The organism is Ruegeria sp. CH8 (genome assembly GCF_056536985.1).
The window spans coordinates 117,760-135,467 of record NZ_JBQFQR010000011.1 but is presented as its reverse complement, the minus strand read 5'-3'; the positions used below and the strand labels follow the sequence as shown (position 1 = coordinate 135,467).

Sequence of the window (17,708 nt, the reverse complement as noted above, 5' to 3'; positions counted from 1 at the left end):
TCGATCGTGACCTAGCGCCGCCCGACCTGACGACAGATCAGAATCACCGGCAACAGCCCCACTGCAAGGATCACCAACGAAGGCACGGCCGCCCCTTCGAGACGTTCGTCCGAGGCCAGCCGATAGGCCTGCACCGCCAGCGTATCAAAGTTGAACGGGCGCATAATCAGGGTCGCGGGAAGCTCTTTCATCACATCGACAAAGACGATCAGCAGCGCCGTCAAAAGTGACGGCGTCAAGATCGGCAGGTGCACCCGGCGCAGCGTGCCCAAGGGCGTCTGGCCCAGCGATCGCGCGGCGGCGTCCATATTGGCGTGAACCGTGCTCTGCCCACCTTCATAAGCGCTGAGCGCGGCGGCCAGAAAGCGCACCATATAGGCCGCGATCAGCAACCAAATCGACCCCGTCACCAGAAGCCCGGTCGAGATATCGAAGGTCTGCCGCATCCACGCATCCAGCGCGTTGTCAAAGCTGGCAAACGGCACCATCAGGCCCACCGCGATCACCCCGCCCGGCACTGCATAGCCCAAACGTGCCAGATACCCCGCGGTGGCCGATCCCCGCCCCGGGCGCAAGCGTTGAAAGAACCCTACGCAGATCGCAGCAAACACGGTGACCACCGCCGCTGTACCCGCCAAAGTCAGGGAGTTCTGGATGAACCCGATATAACGCCGCGACAGCAGGTTCTGTTCCGATTGCAGGCCCATCTGGATCAGAATGAAGACCGGCAGCAAAAATCCCAGAAAAACCGGAATAGCGCAGAGCGTAAAGGCTGCCAAAGATTGCCAGCCTTTCAGCCGCGCTGAGGGCAAGGACGCATGGCTTTTCCCCGCCTGGTAATACTTCGCCTTACCGCGTTGCATTCGCTCGGCCATCGCCATGACCAGCGCGAAGCCCAGCAGGCACAGGGCCAATTGCGCGGCAGCGGCGCGGTCTCCGATCGAAAACCAGCTGGTAAAAATGCCGGTGGCAAAGGTCTGCACGCCGAAATAGGCCACCGTGCCGAAATCGGCGATGGTCTCCATGATGGCCAGCAGTACACCCCCCGCAATGGCTGGACGCGCCATCGGCAGCGACACGTGCCAGAAAGCCAGCCACGGGCTTTTACCCAGCGCGCGGGCAGCAAGAAATGCGGTAGCGCTTTGCTGCAGGAACGCCGCACGGGCCAACAGATAGACGTAAGGGTAGAGTACGAGGATCAGCATCACCGCCGCGCCCTCGGTCGAGCGGATCTCGGGGAACCAATAATCGCGAGGACCCCAGCCGGTTACCTCGCGCAGGGTGGTTTGAACGATGCCGGGATGATCCAGAATGAAAGTATAAGCATAGGCCAACACATAGGCCGGAAATGCAAGCGGCAGGACCAGTGCAATCTCAAGGAAGCGTACACCGGGAAAACGGCACATCGTCACCAACCACGCCGCGCCCACGCCGATGGAAAAGGTGCCAATGGCTACCAGAACCACCAAAACCACAGTCGTCAGTGCATATCGCGGCAAAACCGTATCAAGCAGGTGCGAGATCGTGTCCGTCCCGCCCGTTACAGCCGCCAGAACAACCGCTACCATCGGCAATAGACATGCGGCGGCCACCAGACAGGCCACCGTGCCCACCAGCCGGGTGCCAAACACGCCCTTATGGCGCGTTCCGTGTTCTGAATACTCGATTTCGGCCATGTTTCCGGTTGTGACAGGCTAAGGCGCAGGTTCCGCCTTTAATTGACCAAAACGCTAAGAAACACCAGTGGGCGGCGACACAATTCTGCGGCACATACTGCCGCAGAGCTGTTTTACAGGGTTATTCGTAGACGCGCTGATCCTCGATCACCAATCCGTCCTTGGGCAGCGATCCGGGGGCCACGACCTCGATCGCGCCTTTCAGTTTCAGGACTTCGATGACAGATTTGGCATAGGCCACGTCGTCGCTGCGGGGGCTTTCAATCTGAACGGTCATGGTGTCCATCTCGCCCTGACGGGCCGCGATGACGCGGGCCTTGACGATCTCTTCATGTTTTTCGACCAGCGCGGCCACCTGCTCGGGTCGCACGAACATGCCCTTGATCTTGGTGGTCTGGTCGGCCCGGCCCATCCAGCCCTTGATCCGCAGATTGGTGCGGCCACAGGGGGACTCCCCCGGCATAATCGCCGACAAATCGCCAGTCGCAAACCGGATCAGCGGATAGTCGGGGTTCAGCGAGGTCACCACGACCTCACCCACTTCACCCTCGGCCACAGGGGTTCCGGTGCCTGGGGTAACGATCTCGACGATGACATGTTCGTCGATGATCATCCCCTCCATCGCAGGGCTTTCGTAAGCGATATTGCCCAGATCGGCGGTGGCATAGCATTGCAGGCAGGAAATGCCGCGGTCGGCATATTCCTGACGCAAGGACGGGAACAGCGCGCCGCCGCCCACTACGGCAGACGTAAATCCGAGCGCCACGCCCATCTCATCTGCCTTGTCCAGAATAACCTTCAGATAGTCTGGTGTACCCGCATAGGCGGTGCAGCACACGTCGCGTGCGGCGGTCACCTGCAGCTCGGTCTGACCGGTACCGGCGGGCAGAACCGCAGCACCCACGGCCCGCGCGCCGCTTTCAAAGATCATGCCAGCAGGGGTCAGATGATAGCCAAAGCAGTTCTGCACAATATCGCCCGGACCCACGCCCGCCGCATGCAGGAATCTCCCCATGCGCCACCAATCGGGATCGGTGCTGCCGGGTTCGTAAATCGGACCGGGGGATTGGAACACATGGTGGAAATGCCGCGCCGGTTTGACGGTAAAGCCGCCGAACGGGGGCCGCGAGGCCTGTGCCTGTGCCAGATCGGATTTACGTAGAATCGGCAGTTTCACCAGATCCTCAACCGATGCGACAGCGTTGCTATCAATCCCAGCCAGATGTGCCTCAAACCCTGGCGCGGACTGCACCCGCTGAAGCTGCACACGCAATGCCTGCGCCTGATCGGAGGCACGTTGGTCGGCTGAGCGGGTTTCGAGAGCGTCGTAATGCTTTGTCATGACCATATCCTCCATCCGCTTACAGCCACCTCTTGCGGCGGCGATACGAGCGCACGTCGCGGAAGCTTTTGCGCCCCTCATCCGACATGCCCAGATAGAATTCCTTCACGTCCGGATTCTCGCGCAGTTCCGCCGCCGGGCCATCCATCACCACGCGGCCCGATTCCAAAATGTAGCCGTAGTGGGCAAAGCGTAGAGCCACGTTTGTATTCTGTTCGGCGAGTAGGAAGGACACGCCCTCTTTCTCGTTCAAATCCTTCACGATGCCAAAAATCTCTTCGACCAGCTGCGGCGCCAGACCCATCGAGGGTTCGTCCAGCAGGATCGTCTCGGGGCGCGACATCAGCGCCCGGCCCATCGCCACCATCTGTTGTTCACCACCCGAGGTATAGCCTGCCTGTGACCGGCGGCGTTCCTTTAGGCGGGGGAAATAGGTATAAACCAGCTCAAGATCCTGCTGGATCGCGGCCTTTCCGTCCTTACGGGTATAGGCGCCGGTCAGTAGGTTTTCCTCGACCGTCAGGTGTTCGAAACAATGGCGGCCTTCCATCACCTGGATGACGCCCTTTTCCACCAAATCGGCCGGATCGCTTTCATGTACGCTGGTCCCGCGATACTTGATCGTCCCTTTGGTGACCTCGCCGCGTTCCGAATGCAGCAGGTTCGACACCGCCTTAAGCGTCGTCGTCTTGCCCGCCCCGTTTCCGCCGAGCAGCGCGGTAATGCCTCCTTTGGGCACGGTCAGGCTGACACCCTTCAGAACCAGGATGACGTGGTTGTAGATCACCTCGATATTGTTCACCTCAAGCAGGGTTTCCGCCTGAACTTCGGTGGTTTGAGCCGCATCCAGCATCTGCGCGTGTCCTTCGTGCGAGTGTGGGGTTCGGAGCGGCAGCTCACCGCCGCCCCGGGTTTGTCAAAGCGCCTTAGTTGCAGCGCGAATCGATGTTGTTTTCCGACGCGTAGGCTGCGGAATCTTCGTCAATCAGCCCGCCAATCACGTCACCATCGGTCGGTTTGAATTCCGAGATCAGCGTCCAGGCTTTGTTCGCCGCATCCCACTGCGTCACACCCACCAGAGCGTCACCGCCATGGTTGTCGCACGAGACCGAGAATGTCGGACCAAAGTTCGGCAGACCCAGCTCGGTCATCTTCGCCTCGGTCATCTCAAGGGCTTCCATGCCATCGCGCATCATCGCGGGGGTGATTTCAGCGGTGCCATGTATTTCCTGCGCCGTTTTCGCAGCTTCGGCGGCAAGCATCGCGGCATAGAGTCCACGGTTATACAGGGCAGTACCAACCTGATCACCTGCACCGGCGGCTTTGCCAGCGTCGATCACATGTTTCTGAAGATCGTCAAAAACCGGGAAGTCGGTGCCGACGTTGTGGAAGGTCAATGCCTTATAGCCATTCGCGGCCTCACCCGCAGGCAGCACATCGTTTTCCGAACCCGACCACCAGATACCGATGAAGTTCTCCATCGGGAAACGGATATTGGCGGCCTCCTGTACGGCGACCTGATTCATCACACCCCAGCCCCACATCAGGACATAGTCGGGTCGGTCGCGACGGATTTGCAACCACTGCGATTTCTGCTCCTGACCGGGGTGATCCACCGGCAGGGCGGCCAGTTCGAAGCCGTGCTTGGCTGACAGTTCTTCCAGCGTACGGATCGGTTCCTTGCCATAGGCCGAGTTGTGGTAGACCAGCGCGATCTTCTTGCCGCTCAGATCGCCGCCGTTTTCCTCGAGCAGATAGTTGACCGCACCCGAAGCTCCGTCCCAGTAGTTCGCCGGGTAGTTGAAGGTATGGCTGAACACGTCGCCGTTCTTGGCCGAGGTGCGCCCGTACCCCATCGTGTGCATCGGAATGCCATCAGCGGTGGTTTTCGGGATCAGCTGATAGGTAATCCCGGTGGACAAGGGCTGATACACCAACGAGCCTTCGCCCTTGGTGGATTCATAGCATTCCACACCCTTTTCGGTGTTATAGCCGGTTTCACACTCGATGACCTTGATCGGAACGCCGCCGATCCCGCCATCCCGTTCATTCAGCAAAGTGAAATAGTCCGCATAGCCGTCTGCAAACGGAATCCCGCCCGCCGCATATGGGCCAGTACGATAGCTGAGCGACGGGAACACAAGATCGGCCATGACCGGCCCCGCTGCCATTGCGGCGCCAAGCGCCACGGTTGCCAGTTTCAATTTCATCGGGTGTCTCCTCCCTTGGTTGATCCGATGTTGGGTTCGGGCTTTGCACCCGTTATCTGATTGGGCCTGCCCTAGTGCGGGAACGGCCAGAGTCTGAGTTTCTCTTTCGCCACGCGCCACAGCTGCGCCAGACCGTGTGGTTCAAGGATCAGGAACAGGATGATCAGCCCGCCGACGATCACCAGCTGCAGATGCGCGACGATATCGGTCGGCCAGCCCAGCCAGTCGGCACCGACCACCTTCAGCACCACCGGCAGCAGCACTAGGAACGCTGCCCCGGCAAACGAGCCAAAAATAGACCCTAATCCACCGATAATGATCATGAACAGCACCAGGAACGATTTCTGGATGCCGAAGACTTCGCCGACCTCGACCGCGCCCAGATAAACCGCGAAGAACAGCGCGCCCGCGATGCCCACAAAGAACGAGCTGACGGCAAAGGCGGTCAGTTTCGCCTTGAGCGGGTTCACCCCGATGATCTCGGCCGCGATATCCATGTCGCGGATCGCCATCCATGTGCGGCCGGTGGTTCCGCGCGTCAGGTTGCGCGCGATCAGGGCGCAGAGGCTCAGGAAGATCAGGCAGAATAAATAGGTCGCCCAAGCAGGCGCGTTCGGACCGGTGATGATGATACCGAACACGTCACGTTCCGGTGCGTTGATCTGGCCCGAGGCCGAATAGTTGTAGAACCACGGCACCCGGTTGAACAACCACACCAGAAAGAACTGCGCCGCCAGCGTTGCCACAGCCAGATAGAACCCCTTGATCCGAAGGCTCGGCAGGCCGAATAGCACACCGACAATGGCCGTGATCCCTCCGGCCAGCAGCACATGGATGAACATGCTGACATCCGGGAAGGCGGTCATCAGCTTGTAGCAGGCATAGGCCCCCACGGCCATGAACCCCCCGGTACCTAATGAGACCTGCCCGCAATAGCCCACCAGAATGTTCAGCCCGATCGCGGCAATCGCGTAGATCAGGAACGGCAGCAACAGCGCGTTGGCTAGATAGTCGTTGATCAGGAACGGAATGATCCCAAACGCCACAGCCAGCACGACATAGTACCGATACCGGTCGAACTTGATCGGGAAGGTCTGGCTGTCATCAATGTACGAGGTTTTGAAATCCCCGGCCTCACGATAGAACATGTCTTACTTTCCCCATTGTTCCTGCGCTTTGTTGCGGGCCTCAGCGTCCAGTTGGTTGGACCCTTTGGCATATCCGCTCGCCTCAGAGGCGCGCACCAGTTTCAGATAGGCCAGCACGCCCATGATCAGCCCGGCAAAGGCCAGGATCGCGGCGATAGTCAGCTGACCATCCGTCAGATCATCCGAGGTGATGGCGATGTATCCAAAGGCCCAGAACCCAGCCCACGAGATGACGTTGATGATGGCGATGAATTTGGTCATGCCCTACACCCTCTCGATGATTTTCTCGCCGAACAGACCCTGTGGACGGAACACCAGGAAAATCAGCGCGAGCACATAGGCGAACCAGTTCTCGGTCGCGCCGCCGACCAGCGGGCCGATGGCAAATTCGAACAGCTTCTCACCCACACCGATGATCAGCCCGCCCACGATGGCTCCAGGGATCGAGGTGAACCCGCCCAGCATCAGCACCGGCAGCGCCTTGAGCGCGATCAGCGACAGAGAGAACTGCACGCCCGACTTGGTGCCCCACATGATGCCTGCGACCAGCGCCACGAAACCCGCAACCGACCAGACCATGATCCAGATGAAGTTCAGCGAAATCCCAACAGACAGCGCCGCCTGATGGTCATCCGCCACAGCGCGCATCGCCCGACCCTGTTTGGTGTACTGGCTGAACGCGACCAGAGCCGCCACCAGCAGAGCCGCAATCACCGTCGCCACAATGTCCAGATTGTCGATGAAGAAGCCATACCCGAAGATGTTGAATGTCGTCTCATCGATCCACAGGTTGATACCCTGAGGCAGACCCACATCCAGTGTCTTGATCTCAGACCCCCACATCAGGTCAGCCACGCCTTCCAAGAAATAGGCCAGGCCGATGGTAGCCATGAACAGGATGATCGGCTCCTGCCCCACCAGATGGCGCATGACGAACCGCTGCACCGCCCAGGCCAGCAGCACCATGACACCCATAGTCAGGATGATCGCTAGCAGCGCCGGAACGTTCCAGCCGAAATAGTGGATATGCGTCCCAAAAGTTGCGTTGATCAGATGCGCAAAAGGAACTTGTCCGTTCATGATCCCAACCAGCGTCATCGCCGCGAATAGGGCCATAACCCCTTGAGCATAATTGAATATCCCCGAGGCCTTGTAGATCAGCACAAAGCCCAGCGCGACCAGCGCATAGAGCACCCCGGCCATCAGACCGTTGAGGATGACCTCCATCGCGAATACGAGTTGTTCAGGCATCTGTGCCTCCCCACATGTCTGTCCGATGCTCAGTCATGACTGACCCCCAGATAGGCGTCGATGACGTCCTGGTTGCTGCGCACCTCATCCGGTGTGCCGTCGCCGATCTTTTTGCCGTAATCCATCACGACCACCCGGTCGCTCAGGTCCATCACCACGCCCATATCGTGTTCGATCAGCGCGATGGTGGTGCCGAACTCGTCATTCACGTCTAGGATAAAGCGGCTCATGTCCTCTTTCTCTTCCACGTTCATGCCCGCCATCGGTTCATCCAGCAGCAGCAGTTTGGGCTCTGCCGCCAGCGCGCGGGCCAGTTCGACCCGCTTTTTCAACCCGTAAGGCAGGCGCGATACCGGCGTCTTGCGGATGTGTTGGATTTCCAGAAAGTCGATGATCTTCTCGACGGCTTCGCGGTTTTCAACCTCTTCCGCCTCGGCTTTGCCTTTCCACCAGGCTTGCTGGAACATGTTGGTCTTCATGTAGTTCAGCCGACCGGTCATGACGTTATCCAAAACGCTCATACCTTCGAACAGGGCGATGTTCTGGAACGTACGCGCAATACCTTGCCGCGCTACCTCATAGGGGCGCATCGGCGGGCGCTTTGCCCCATGAAACCAGACCTCACCCTCCTGCGGGACATAAAACCCCGAGATTACGTTTAGCATCGAGGACTTGCCCGCCCCGTTCGGCCCAATGATGGCGCGGATCTCACCCTCGCGAATATCAAACGAGATATCCTTGATCGCCACAACACCGCCAAAACGCAGGGTGATGTTCTTCATCTCCATCACCACGCCGCCGATTTTGCGGCCGTCCTCGGTGACATATCCTTCGGTACTATCCAGCATCAGCCCCTCCCAGACTTACGCAAACATGGGACGGCGGGCGGGGCGACGACCGCAGGTAGAGCGGCGCATGACCGGCCCTCATTCCGCAGCCACCTTGTGTTGCGCGACCGGCACAACCGGCGCATCCACAATCTGCAATGTCGCTGAGATCGACCCCTTGCGACCGTCCTCATAGGTAACTTCGGTTGTGGTCGAGACCGTTTCGGACCCGTCATACAGCGCCGCAATAATGTCGCTGAACTTCTCCTCGACGAACCCGCGCCGCACCTTCCGCGTCCGTGTCATCTCACCATCATCCGCATCCAGTTCCTTGTGCAGCACCACAAAGCGATGGACCTGACAACCGGACAGCATTTCATCGGCAGCGACGGACTTGTTCACCTCTTCCACATGGCTGCGAATCGTCTCTAACACACGCGGATGGCCCGCCAACTCTTGGTATGACGCATAAGCCACGTTGTTGCGTTCCGCCCAGTTACCGACTGCGGTCAAGTCGATATTGATGAAGGCCACACAGTGATCCCGGCCATTGCCAAACAGCACAACTTCCAAAATGTCGGGATAAAACTTCAGCTTGTTCTCAACATATTTTGGCGCGAACATTGACCCATCGGCCATTTTGCCCACATCCTTGGCGCGGTCGATGATCCGCAGATGACCCGAATTCTCTTCGATGAACCCGGCATCACCGGTGGCCACCCAACCCTCGGCGTCCTTGGTCGATGCAGTCGAGTCCGGGTTGTTGTAGTATTCGACGAACACACCGGGCGAGCGGTAGTGGATCTCTCCATTGTCGTCGATCTTCAACTCAACCGCCGGGGCTGGTACACCCACCGTATCCGCGCGCACCTCACCATCCGGCTGGACGGTGATGAACACAGTCGCCTCGGTCTGGCCGTAGAGCTGTTTCAGGTTGATGCCAAGCGAGCGGTAGAAATCGAAAATCTCCGGCCCGATCGCCTCTCCGGCCGTATATCCCACACGGAACCGGCCATACCCCAGCGTATCCTTCAGCGGACCGTAGACCAGCAGATTGCCCAGCGCGTATTTCAGGCGGTCACCAAAACCCACAGGCTTTCCATCCAGCAACAGACCTCCGACCTTCTTGGCGTGCGCCATGAAGTAGTGGAACATGCGCTGCTTCAGCTTGCCCGCATCCTCCATCCGGATCATCACGTTGGTCAGCTGGGTCTCGAACACGCGCGGCGGGGCGAAGAAATAGGTCGGCCCGATCTCGCGCAGATCGGTCATCATCGTGTCGGCACTTTCGGGGCAGTTCACGCAGAAACCGCACCAATAAGCCTGACCGATGGAAAAGATGAAGTCGCCGACCCAGGCCATCGGCAGATAGGACAGGATGTCTTCGTTCCGGGTCAGGTGATCAAACTCGGCCGAGTTCTTGGCGCTTTCGATCACGTTGCGGTTCGACAGCACCACACCTTTGGGCTTGCCCGTTGTACCTGAGGTATAGAGCATCACGCAGGTATCGTCATAGGTGATCGCTGCGGTCCGCTTGTCCAGTTCCGCGTCGAAGCGCGCGTGACCCGCGCTTCCTTCGGCCATGATGTCGTCCAACGCGTTCATCTGGGAATGGTCGTATTTCCGCATCCCACGCTTGTCGGTATAGAGGATGTGTTTGACCTGATGCAGGTTTTCCTGAATCTCGATGACCTTGTCGACCTGCTCCTGATCGCCGCAGACCACGTATTTCGCGCCACAGTGTTCCAGAACATAGGCCATCTCTTCGGCCACGGAATCCTGATACAAAGGCACCGGCACCGCGCCCACCATCTGCGCGGCCACCATCGACCAGTAATGCGCCGGACGGTTGCGACCGATCACGGCAATATGGTCACCCTTTTCAACGCCAATCTCCAGAAAACCAAGCGCAATTGCCCGAATCTCCCTGGCCGTTTCCGCCCAGGTCCAGCATTGCCAGATGCCAAATTCCTTTTCCCGATAGGCCGGGGCGTCCCCGAACTGTGTCGCATTACGATGTAGCAGCGCCGGAAGGGAGGCCATCCCGTCCGCGCCCGACTGCGTCTGAGCCAATCTCTCTCTCCTCCCCATCCGACCCCTCCCCGGGCCGGAAATGGCAGGTCCGAGCATAAACCCGGACACCAATGCCCCGTTTAAGGGACAGTGGCACGATCAGCGTCAACTTTTGCCTGATGTTTTCTCAATTCTTACGAATTGTAACAGGGGCAGAAGAGGCGCCTATGTTGCCTGATGTGCTTTTAACGAGAATGGATCGGGAAGCAGAAAAGTTGACGTAAGGGCACCCCAATGCGATCCTAAACCTTATTTTCTTTGGGAGAGTGTTATGAAACTTATTTTCACAACGGCACTACTGGCTTTTGCATCAACCGGCGCATTGGCGGAAGATCAGAGTTCCGACGACGTCCATTGGAGCATTGTCATGTCCATCAACGAGGGTATGGAGGACAATGTTGTGCCGCTATTGACGCGGATGTCAGATGCAACGATGACCAATGAACCCGATGCTTTGATCTATGAATATATGCGGTCCGGGGAAGCGGTACATATTTACGAACGTTACGCCAATAATGCGGCGGCAATGGTTCATATGGGAAACTTTGGTTCCAATTTCGCGGACGATTTTTTTGCTACTTTCACTGTCGAGAGCATAGCCGTCTATGGCCCGGCCGAGGATGATCTCAAAGAGGTCTTTGCAGACGCTCCTGCTGTCTACCTGGAGAAGATCGCGGGCTTTGCCCGCTGACCTTGGTTAGTGTATTCAGCCAAACGTGCGGGTCCGAACTGATAAGATAGCCAACAAGTAACCTCGGCATTTCGCGCTACAACCAATCCCGCAGGATAGGTATCAGCGGCACGTCCGCTGCGGGCATCGGATAATTCCTCAGATCGTTCGCCCGCACCCATTTCAGAGCCTGTCCTTCCTTGGACTGCGGAATCCCCTCCCACTTGCGGCAGGCAAACAGTGGCATCAGCAGGTGAAAGTCATCATAGCTGTGACTGGCAAAGGTCAGCGGCGCGAGGCACGAGGCCCAGGTGTCGATGCCCAGTTCCTCGTGCAATTCGCGGATCAGGGCGGCCTCGGGGGTTTCGCCGGGTTCGATCTTGCCGCCGGGGAATTCCCACAAACCGGCCATGGACTTGCCCTCCGGGCGCTGCGCCAGCAGCACCCGGCCCTCGATGTCGATCAGGGCGACGGCAGAAACTAATACCGTTTTCACGAGCGATAATCCGCGTTGATCTCGATATAGCCATGGGTAAGATCGCAGGTCCAAACGGTGGATTTCCCCTCACCCAGACCCAGATCGACGGCAATCACCAGATCCTGACCTTTCATGTAGGCGGCAGCGTCTTCCTCGCGGTAATCGGGACTGACCCAGCCTTTTTCGGCCACCAGAATTTCACCGAAGGAAATGCTCAGCAGGTCGCGGTCCGCCGCCGCGCCGGATTTGCCGATGGCCATGACCACACGACCCCAGTTCGGGTCTTCACCGGCAATTGCGGTTTTCACCAGCGGCGAGTTCGCAATCGCCAGACCGTGCACCTTGGCATCGGCATCCGAGGCCGCTCCGGTCACTCGGATTTCGACGAATTTTGTGGCGCCCTCACCGTCGCGCACCACTTGCTGCGCAAGGTTCAGCATCACGGTTTCCAACGCTTCGGCAAAAGCCGAATTGTCGGTGGCATCCACACCCGACGCACCGGTCGCGCACAACAGCAAGCTATCCGAGGTCGAGGTATCGCTGTCCACGGTGATACAGTTGAAGGTCCGGTCGGTCTGCGCCCCAAGCATCGCCTGCAACGCTGATTGTTCAAACTGCGCATCGGTGAAGATATAAACCAGCATCGTTGCCATATCGGGCGCGATCATGCCCGAACCTTTGGCAATCCCTGCAATAGAGACTGTTTTGCCATCAATCTCGACCTGCGCGCTTGCACCTTTCGGGAAGGTGTCCGTGGTCATGATCGCCCGCGCGGCGTCTTCGATGGCGTGGCGGCTGAGGCCCGATTTCAGCGCTTCAAGCTGCGATACGATACGGTCATGGGGCAGCGGTTCGCCAATCACGCCGGTGGATGAGGTAAAGACCCGTTCAACCGGAACGCCGGTGGCTTTGGACACGGCCTGAGTCACTTCTGCCACCGAGGTCTGACCATAATGCCCAGTGAAAGCGTTTGCATTGCCCGAGTTCACCAGGATCGCCGCCGGGCCGTTACTGGCCCCGCCGATCTTGTCCTGACAATCCAGCACCGGGGCTGCGCGCGTGGCAGATCGGGTGAATACCCCGGCCACCGAAGTGCCCGGGTCCAAGACCGCCAACATGACATCTGTGCGGCCCTGATAGCGCACGCCGGCCTCGACGGTGGCGAAACGCACACCGTCAATTGCAGGCAATTCGGGGAAAGCCGCCGGAGCCAGCGGCGAGACCTTGGTGATCGTTGCCACGGGCTTTTACTCCTGAATCAGGTCTGTCTGACGCAGAACCTCGGGGCCAACGCCTTCCAGCGCCGGGCGTTCGATCTCAGCCTGCTGGGTCAGTTCGTCGATGCGGGCCTGAATGACCTCTTGCTGAAGGGTCTGAGTCAGTTCAGCGCGCACCTGATCCAGCTCGGGCGCTTCGGATTTGCGCTTGTCGTTTAGAGTGACCACATGCCAGCCGAACTGGGTTTTCACAGGCTCGGACACTTGCCCCTTTTCCAGGCTGATCACAGCAGCTTCAAAGGCAGGCACCATCTGACCCGACCCGAACCAGCCCAGTTCACCGCCATTGGGTCCAGACGGTCCGGTCGATTTTTCCTTGGCCAGTTCGGCGAAATCGGCGCCGTCATCCAGCTGCGCCTTGATCACTTTGGCCTCTTCTTCGGTTTTCACAAGGATGTGGCTGGCGTTGTACTCATCCGCGCCCTGGAAATCGGCATATTGCGCATCATAAGCAGCCTGGATCGCCTCGTCCGTCAACTCTGCCTCAAGCAGCGCATTTGCCGTCTGAACCGCCAGCAACGAACGCGTCTCATTCTCCAGAGCCAGCGAATTCAGCTTGGACAGCGCGTCCTGCTGCTGGCCCAAAAGCGCTTGCTGAATAAGCTGGTCAATAATAAGGTCATACAGCACGTCATCTTCGACTTGCTGGAATTGCTCGGGCAGCGCAGCGGCGGTGGCGATGATGTGACCCAATGTGATTTCATCCCCGTTGACGCGCGCCACAACGGTTGCGGCATCGGGCTTTGTTTCGGCGGCCAATGGCAGGGCCATCACGGCAGCAAGTGCCAGAGATGGCAGAAAAGTGAGGCCTTTGGGCATGGATTTATCCTATTTCTTTGCCGCGACAGGGCGCAGCGTTGACACTTCAGAACCTGCCGCTTACATCGCTTTGAAGCCTTGGACAGGGCCGCCTTTCACCCCCCGTATCTATGGGTTGCGCGCAAGGTGGGCAAGCCTGTCGCAACCAAGACAAGAACAGATCCGCTGGAGTGAACATGCTGGGACTCGGAACGCTCGCCAAAAAGGTGTTCGGAACACCGAACGACCGCAAGATCAAGGCGACCCGCCCGCTGATCGAAAAGATCAACGCGCTGGAACCCGAGTTCGAGAAACTGTCCGACGAAGGCCTGGTCGAAAAAACCGAGGAACTGCGCAAACGCGCGCTGGATGGCGAAAGCCTGGATACTCTGCTGCCCGATGCCTTTGCCAACGTCCGCGAAGGCGCCAAGCGTGCGCTGGGCCTGCGTGCCTTTGACGTACAGTTGATGGGTGGTGCCTTCCTGCATCAGGGCAACATCTCAGAGATGAAAACGGGTGAGGGCAAGACGCTGGTCGCAACCTTCCCCGCCTATCTGAACGCGCTAACCGGCAAAGGCGTGCATGTGGTCACGGTGAACGAATACCTGGCCAAGCGGGACTCGGAATGGATGGGCAAGGTGTTTGCGGCCGTGGGCATGACCACCGGCGTGATCTGGGCGGGTCAGCCCGATGCCGAGAAAAAAGCCGCCTATGCCTGTGACATCACCTACGCCACCAACAATGAGCTGGGTTTTGACTATCTGCGCGACAACATGAAGGCTGATCTGGCCGAGATTTACCAGAAATACCACAATTTCGCGATTGTGGACGAGGTCGACTCGATCCTGATTGATGAAGCGCGGACGCCGCTGATCATCTCGGGGCCGTCGCAGGACCGCTCGGACCTGTATACCGCCATCGACGCGCTGATCCCGTCGCTGAGCGATGATCACTTCACGCTGGATGAGAAATCCCGCAACGTGACCTTCACCGACGAGGGCAACGAGTTTCTCGAGCAGCAGTTGATCGCCGTCGGCCTGATCCCCGAAGGCCATTCGCTTTATGATCCTGAAAGCACCACGGTTGTTCACCACGTGAACCAGGGCCTGCGCGCGCATAAGCTGTTCCAGCGCGACAAGGACTATATCGTGCGTGACAACAACGTCGTTCTGATCGACGAATTCACCGGTCGTATGATGCCGGGCCGTCGTTTGTCCGAAGGTCTGCATCAAGCCATCGAAGCCAAGGAAGGTGTTCCGATCCAGCCAGAAAACGTGACGCTGGCTAGCGTGACCTTCCAGAACTATTTCCGCCTCTATGACAAGTTGGGAGGCATGACTGGCACCGCACTGACCGAAGCCGAGGAATTTGCCGAAATTTACGGCCTTGGCGTGGTCGAGGTTCCGACCAACAAGCCGATCGCCCGTGTGGACGAGGACGATCAGGTCTATCGTACCGCTGCCGAGAAATACGGCGCGATGATCGAACAGACCAAAGAGGCGCAGGAGAAGGGCCAACCGGTCCTGTTGGGCACCACATCGATCGAGAAATCCGAACTGCTGAGCCAGTTGCTGCAAAAAGAAGGCATCCAGCACAACGTTCTGAACGCCCGCCAACACGAGCAAGAGGCACAGATCGTCGCTGATGCCGGTCGTCTGGGCGCGGTGACCATTGCCACCAACATGGCTGGTCGCGGCACCGACATTCAGCTGGGCGGCAATGTGGAAATGAAGGTGCTGAAGGCTCTGGCCGATAAACCCGAGGCCGATCCGGCCCAGCTGCGCGCCGCCGAAGAGGCCCGCCATGCGGAAGAAAAAGAAAAGGTTCTGGCTGCCGGTGGTCTGTATGTCATGGCGTCCGAACGCCACGAAAGCCGCCGGATCGACAACCAGCTGCGCGGTCGTTCCGGCCGTCAGGGCGACCCGGGCCGCACGGTGTTCTACCTGAGCCTCGAAGACGACCTGATGCGTATCTTCGGCTCGGAACGTCTGGACAAGGTGCTGACCACGCTGGGCATGAAAGAGGGCGAGGCCATCATCCACCCCTGGGTGAACAAGTCGCTGGAACGGGCGCAGTCCAAGGTCGAAGGCCGCAACTTTGACATGCGCAAGAATGTTCTGAAATTCGACGACGTGATGAACGACCAGCGAAAAGTGGTCTTCAGCCAACGTCGCGAGATCATGTCCTCGGATGACCTGTCCGAGGTCGTCTCGGACATGCGTGAACAGGTGATCGACGACCTGATCGACGAATACATGCCGCCGAAATCCTATGCCGATCAGTGGGACACGGATGGTCTGCACGAGGCGATCAAGGACAAGCTGACCATCGACGCGCCGGTTCAGGACTGGGCCGCCGAAGAAGGCGTGGACGATGAGCAGGTGCGCGAGCGCCTGATCAAATCCGCTGACGAGATGATGGCGCAGAAGGCCGCTGCCTTCGGTCCTGAAAACATGCGCAACATCGAAAAGCAGGTACTGCTGCAGACCATCGACAGCAAATGGCGCGAGCACCTGCTGACGCTGGAACATCTGCGCTCGGTCGTAGGTTTCCGCGGTTACGCCCAGCGTGATCCGCTGAACGAGTACAAGAACGAGAGCTTCCAGCTTTTCGAAAGCATGCTCGATTCCTTGCGTGAAACCGTGACGCAGCAATTGTCCCGTGTGCGACCGCTGACGGAAGAAGAGCAAAAGGAAATGCTGGAGCAGATGGCTGCCCAGCAGGCTCAGGCTCAGAAATCCGTCGATCAGGCCACTGACCGCGCCGAAGCGGTAGCGGAAGCCGAAGCCTCGGGCGATCCTCTTCCCGGCTTTGACGAGAACGACCCCAGCACCTGGGGCAACCCGTCGCGCAATGACCGGTGCCCCTGTGGGTCAGGCAAAAAGTTCAAACATTGCCACGGTCGCTTGACCTAACGTAATGGCAATCAAGACACATTGAGTCCCCGTCACGGCCACATATTGGCCGTGATTCGTGACCAATGTGCGACTCGCTCCTTCAACTGGGGAGGGTGTCATGTTTGTAATTAAAAACTACGTAACCACCGGCGGTATAGTCGCATGTGCCCTGGCTATCGGTTACCTGATGCAAAATGGAAACCCTGCGGAACCAAACAGTTCGCAGGATCTTGAAGTTGCGTCAACAGAGCAAAGCGCCGTGTTTTCCGGGCTGGAGGATATCGTCCTGACCTCCTCGTCTCCTGCCCCGGAAACAGACCAAACTACCACTTCGGCGCAACGGACACTCAACCCCAGCTGGTCAGCCCCCTCTGATCGAGCCAACTGTGGCCTTAGCGCCCGGGCCCGTGCCGTACCTGGTGCGGCAGCCCGCCTGATCGTCAAAGCCCCCTGCCATAGCAATGAACGGATTGAGGTGCATCACAGCGGCCTGACCGTCACGCAGGAAACAGACGCAAATGGCACATTGGATCTGACCATACCGGCCTTGTCGGAATACGCGATCTTTCTGATCTCTCTTGACGATCAGAAGGGGACCGTAGCCACCACTCACATCCCCGACATCGGCCAATATTCTCGCGTTGCTCTACAATGGAAGGGTGAAACTGATCTGCAGATCCACGCGTTGGAGTTTGGCGCGAGCTATGGCGATGCGGGCCATGTTTCAGCCGGTTCGGGCACAGAAGGCACAGGCCAAGTCATGCATCTGGCCGAGTCTTCATTCAGCGATTCCCGCAACGTCGAAATCTATTCCTTTCCCGCGGCGCAATCGCACCAATCGGGTTCGATCGCATTAACCGTCGAGGCCGAGGTAACCGAGGCCAATTGCGGCCAGGACCTGAGCGTACAATCTATGGAATTGCACGCCGACCGGGCCCTTCGGTCGCGCGATCTGACACTCAGCTTTCCGGATTGTTCCAAAACCGGTGAGTTTCTGGTGTTGAATAATCTGCTTCAAAACCTGACAATCGCGGCAAACTAAAACCGCAGGCAGGCTCGAA

The 17,708-nt window shown here is 58.6% G+C and carries 15 protein-coding genes; 3 read left to right on the top strand and 12 right to left on the bottom strand.

Annotated features, from left to right (window positions below; genetic code table 11):
- Positions 1–11 precede the first annotated feature (11 nt).
- From ACR0ER_RS14070 to ACR0ER_RS14030, 9 genes are all read right to left on the bottom strand, one after another.
- The gene (locus ACR0ER_RS14070; protein WP_480769478.1) at positions 12–1,676 is read right to left on the bottom strand and encodes an ABC transporter permease; all 1,665 of its coding nucleotides are present in this window, start codon (positions 1,674–1,676) and stop codon (positions 12–14) included.
- 121 nt (positions 1,677–1,797) lie between these two features.
- Positions 1,798–3,024, bottom strand: a complete 1,227-nt coding sequence (locus tag ACR0ER_RS14065; RefSeq protein ID WP_480769477.1) for a phenylacetate--CoA ligase family protein — start codon at positions 3,022–3,024, stop codon at positions 1,798–1,800.
- 13 nt (positions 3,025–3,037) lie between these two features.
- Positions 3,038–3,871 carry an ABC transporter ATP-binding protein gene (locus ACR0ER_RS14060; RefSeq protein WP_170334188.1) on the bottom strand — a complete coding sequence of 278 codons (834 nt, stop codon included), beginning with the start codon at positions 3,869–3,871 and terminating at the stop codon, positions 3,038–3,040.
- A gap of 73 nt (positions 3,872–3,944) precedes the next feature.
- Complete coding sequence (locus ACR0ER_RS14055; protein ID WP_480769476.1) at positions 3,945–5,228, bottom strand: ABC transporter substrate-binding protein; 1,284 nt, start codon at positions 5,226–5,228, stop codon at positions 3,945–3,947.
- Between the two features lie 71 nt (positions 5,229–5,299).
- Positions 5,300–6,376: a branched-chain amino acid ABC transporter permease gene (locus ACR0ER_RS14050; RefSeq protein WP_170334191.1), complete on the bottom strand. Its 1,077-nt coding sequence runs from the start codon at positions 6,374–6,376 to the stop codon at positions 5,300–5,302.
- A 3-nt stretch (positions 6,377–6,379) separates the two neighbouring features.
- On the bottom strand, positions 6,380–6,637 hold the full coding sequence (locus tag ACR0ER_RS14045) for a hypothetical protein (protein WP_170334193.1): 258 nt from the start codon (positions 6,635–6,637) through the stop codon (positions 6,380–6,382).
- Positions 6,638–6,640: 3 nt separating this feature from the next.
- On the bottom strand, positions 6,641–7,627 hold the full coding sequence (locus tag ACR0ER_RS14040) for a branched-chain amino acid ABC transporter permease (RefSeq protein ID WP_480769475.1): 987 nt from the start codon (positions 7,625–7,627) through the stop codon (positions 6,641–6,643).
- 29 nt (positions 7,628–7,656) lie between these two features.
- Positions 7,657–8,475, bottom strand: a complete 819-nt coding sequence (locus ACR0ER_RS14035; protein ID WP_170326177.1) for an ABC transporter ATP-binding protein — start codon at positions 8,473–8,475, stop codon at positions 7,657–7,659.
- Positions 8,476–8,553: 78 nt separating this feature from the next.
- On the bottom strand, positions 8,554–10,497 hold the full coding sequence (locus ACR0ER_RS14030) for an AMP-binding protein (protein ID WP_480769515.1): 1,944 nt from the start codon (positions 10,495–10,497) through the stop codon (positions 8,554–8,556).
- Between the two features lie 301 nt (positions 10,498–10,798).
- On the opposite strand from ACR0ER_RS14030, the gene ACR0ER_RS14025 reads away from it, so the two are divergent.
- Positions 10,799–11,218 carry a putative quinol monooxygenase gene (locus ACR0ER_RS14025; protein WP_480769474.1) on the top strand — a complete coding sequence of 140 codons (420 nt, stop codon included), beginning with the start codon at positions 10,799–10,801 and terminating at the stop codon, positions 11,216–11,218.
- 76 nt (positions 11,219–11,294) lie between these two features.
- Here the strand turns inward: ACR0ER_RS14025 and mutT are convergent, their stop codons facing one another.
- Genes mutT through ACR0ER_RS14010 form a run of 3 tightly spaced genes read right to left on the bottom strand, consistent with a single transcriptional unit; the run spans position 11,295 to position 13,771 of the window.
- Positions 11,295–11,693, bottom strand: a complete 399-nt coding sequence (gene mutT / locus ACR0ER_RS14020) for an 8-oxo-dGTP diphosphatase MutT (protein ID WP_170334201.1) — start codon at positions 11,691–11,693, stop codon at positions 11,295–11,297.
- Positions 11,690–12,916 (bottom strand): bifunctional glutamate N-acetyltransferase/amino-acid acetyltransferase ArgJ, encoded by a 1,227-nt coding sequence (gene argJ, locus ACR0ER_RS14015; RefSeq protein ID WP_480769473.1) that lies wholly within the window; start codon positions 12,914–12,916, stop codon positions 11,690–11,692. The genes mutT and argJ overlap by 4 nt, the downstream gene beginning before the upstream one ends.
- 6 nt (positions 12,917–12,922) lie before the next feature.
- A complete protein-coding gene (locus ACR0ER_RS14010; RefSeq protein ID WP_480769472.1) occupies positions 12,923–13,771 on the bottom strand; it encodes a peptidylprolyl isomerase in 849 nt (282 codons plus the stop codon).
- A gap of 176 nt (positions 13,772–13,947) precedes the next feature.
- Here ACR0ER_RS14010 and secA point away from each other — a divergent pair, with 176 nt between their 5' ends.
- Both secA and ACR0ER_RS14000 read left to right on the top strand, forming a co-directional pair.
- Positions 13,948–16,665, top strand: a complete 2,718-nt coding sequence (gene secA, locus ACR0ER_RS14005; RefSeq protein ID WP_480769471.1) for a preprotein translocase subunit SecA — start codon at positions 13,948–13,950, stop codon at positions 16,663–16,665.
- A gap of 100 nt (positions 16,666–16,765) precedes the next feature.
- Entirely contained in the window at positions 16,766–17,689 is a 924-nt protein-coding gene (locus tag ACR0ER_RS14000) for a hypothetical protein (RefSeq protein ID WP_480769470.1), read from the top strand.
- Positions 17,690–17,708 lie beyond the last annotated feature (19 nt).

What these genes read in the sequence shown, in the direction of transcription:
- ACR0ER_RS14050 (WP_170334191.1), bottom strand. Translation starts at nt 6,376, where the DNA reads ATGTTCTATCGTGAGGCCGGGGATTTCAAAACCTCGTACATTGATGAC.
- ACR0ER_RS14040 (WP_480769475.1), bottom strand. Translation starts at nt 7,627, where the DNA reads ATGCCTGAACAACTCGTATTCGCGATGGAGGTCATCCTCAACGGTCTG.
- ACR0ER_RS14045 (WP_170334193.1), bottom strand. Translation starts at nt 6,637, where the DNA reads ATGACCAAATTCATCGCCATCATCAACGTCATCTCGTGGGCTGGGTTC.
- ACR0ER_RS14030 (WP_480769515.1), bottom strand. Translation starts at nt 10,497, where the DNA reads ATGGCCTCCCTTCCGGCGCTGCTACATCGTAATGCGACACAGTTCGGG.
- ACR0ER_RS14065 (WP_480769477.1), bottom strand. Translation starts at nt 3,024, where the DNA reads ATGGTCATGACAAAGCATTACGACGCTCTCGAAACCCGCTCAGCCGAC.
- ACR0ER_RS14010 (WP_480769472.1), bottom strand. Translation starts at nt 13,771, where the DNA reads ATGCCCAAAGGCCTCACTTTTCTGCCATCTCTGGCACTTGCTGCCGTG.
- ACR0ER_RS14035 (WP_170326177.1), bottom strand. Translation starts at nt 8,475, where the DNA reads ATGCTGGATAGTACCGAAGGATATGTCACCGAGGACGGCCGCAAAATC.
- ACR0ER_RS14025 (WP_480769474.1), top strand. Translation starts at nt 10,799, where the DNA reads ATGAAACTTATTTTCACAACGGCACTACTGGCTTTTGCATCAACCGGC.
- ACR0ER_RS14000 (WP_480769470.1), top strand. Translation starts at nt 16,766, where the DNA reads ATGTTTGTAATTAAAAACTACGTAACCACCGGCGGTATAGTCGCATGT.
- ACR0ER_RS14055 (WP_480769476.1), bottom strand. Translation starts at nt 5,228, where the DNA reads ATGAAATTGAAACTGGCAACCGTGGCGCTTGGCGCCGCAATGGCAGCG.
- ACR0ER_RS14070 (WP_480769478.1), bottom strand. Translation starts at nt 1,676, where the DNA reads ATGGCCGAAATCGAGTATTCAGAACACGGAACGCGCCATAAGGGCGTG.
- secA (WP_480769471.1), top strand. Translation starts at nt 13,948, where the DNA reads ATGCTGGGACTCGGAACGCTCGCCAAAAAGGTGTTCGGAACACCGAAC.
- ACR0ER_RS14060 (WP_170334188.1), bottom strand. Translation starts at nt 3,871, where the DNA reads ATGCTGGATGCGGCTCAAACCACCGAAGTTCAGGCGGAAACCCTGCTT.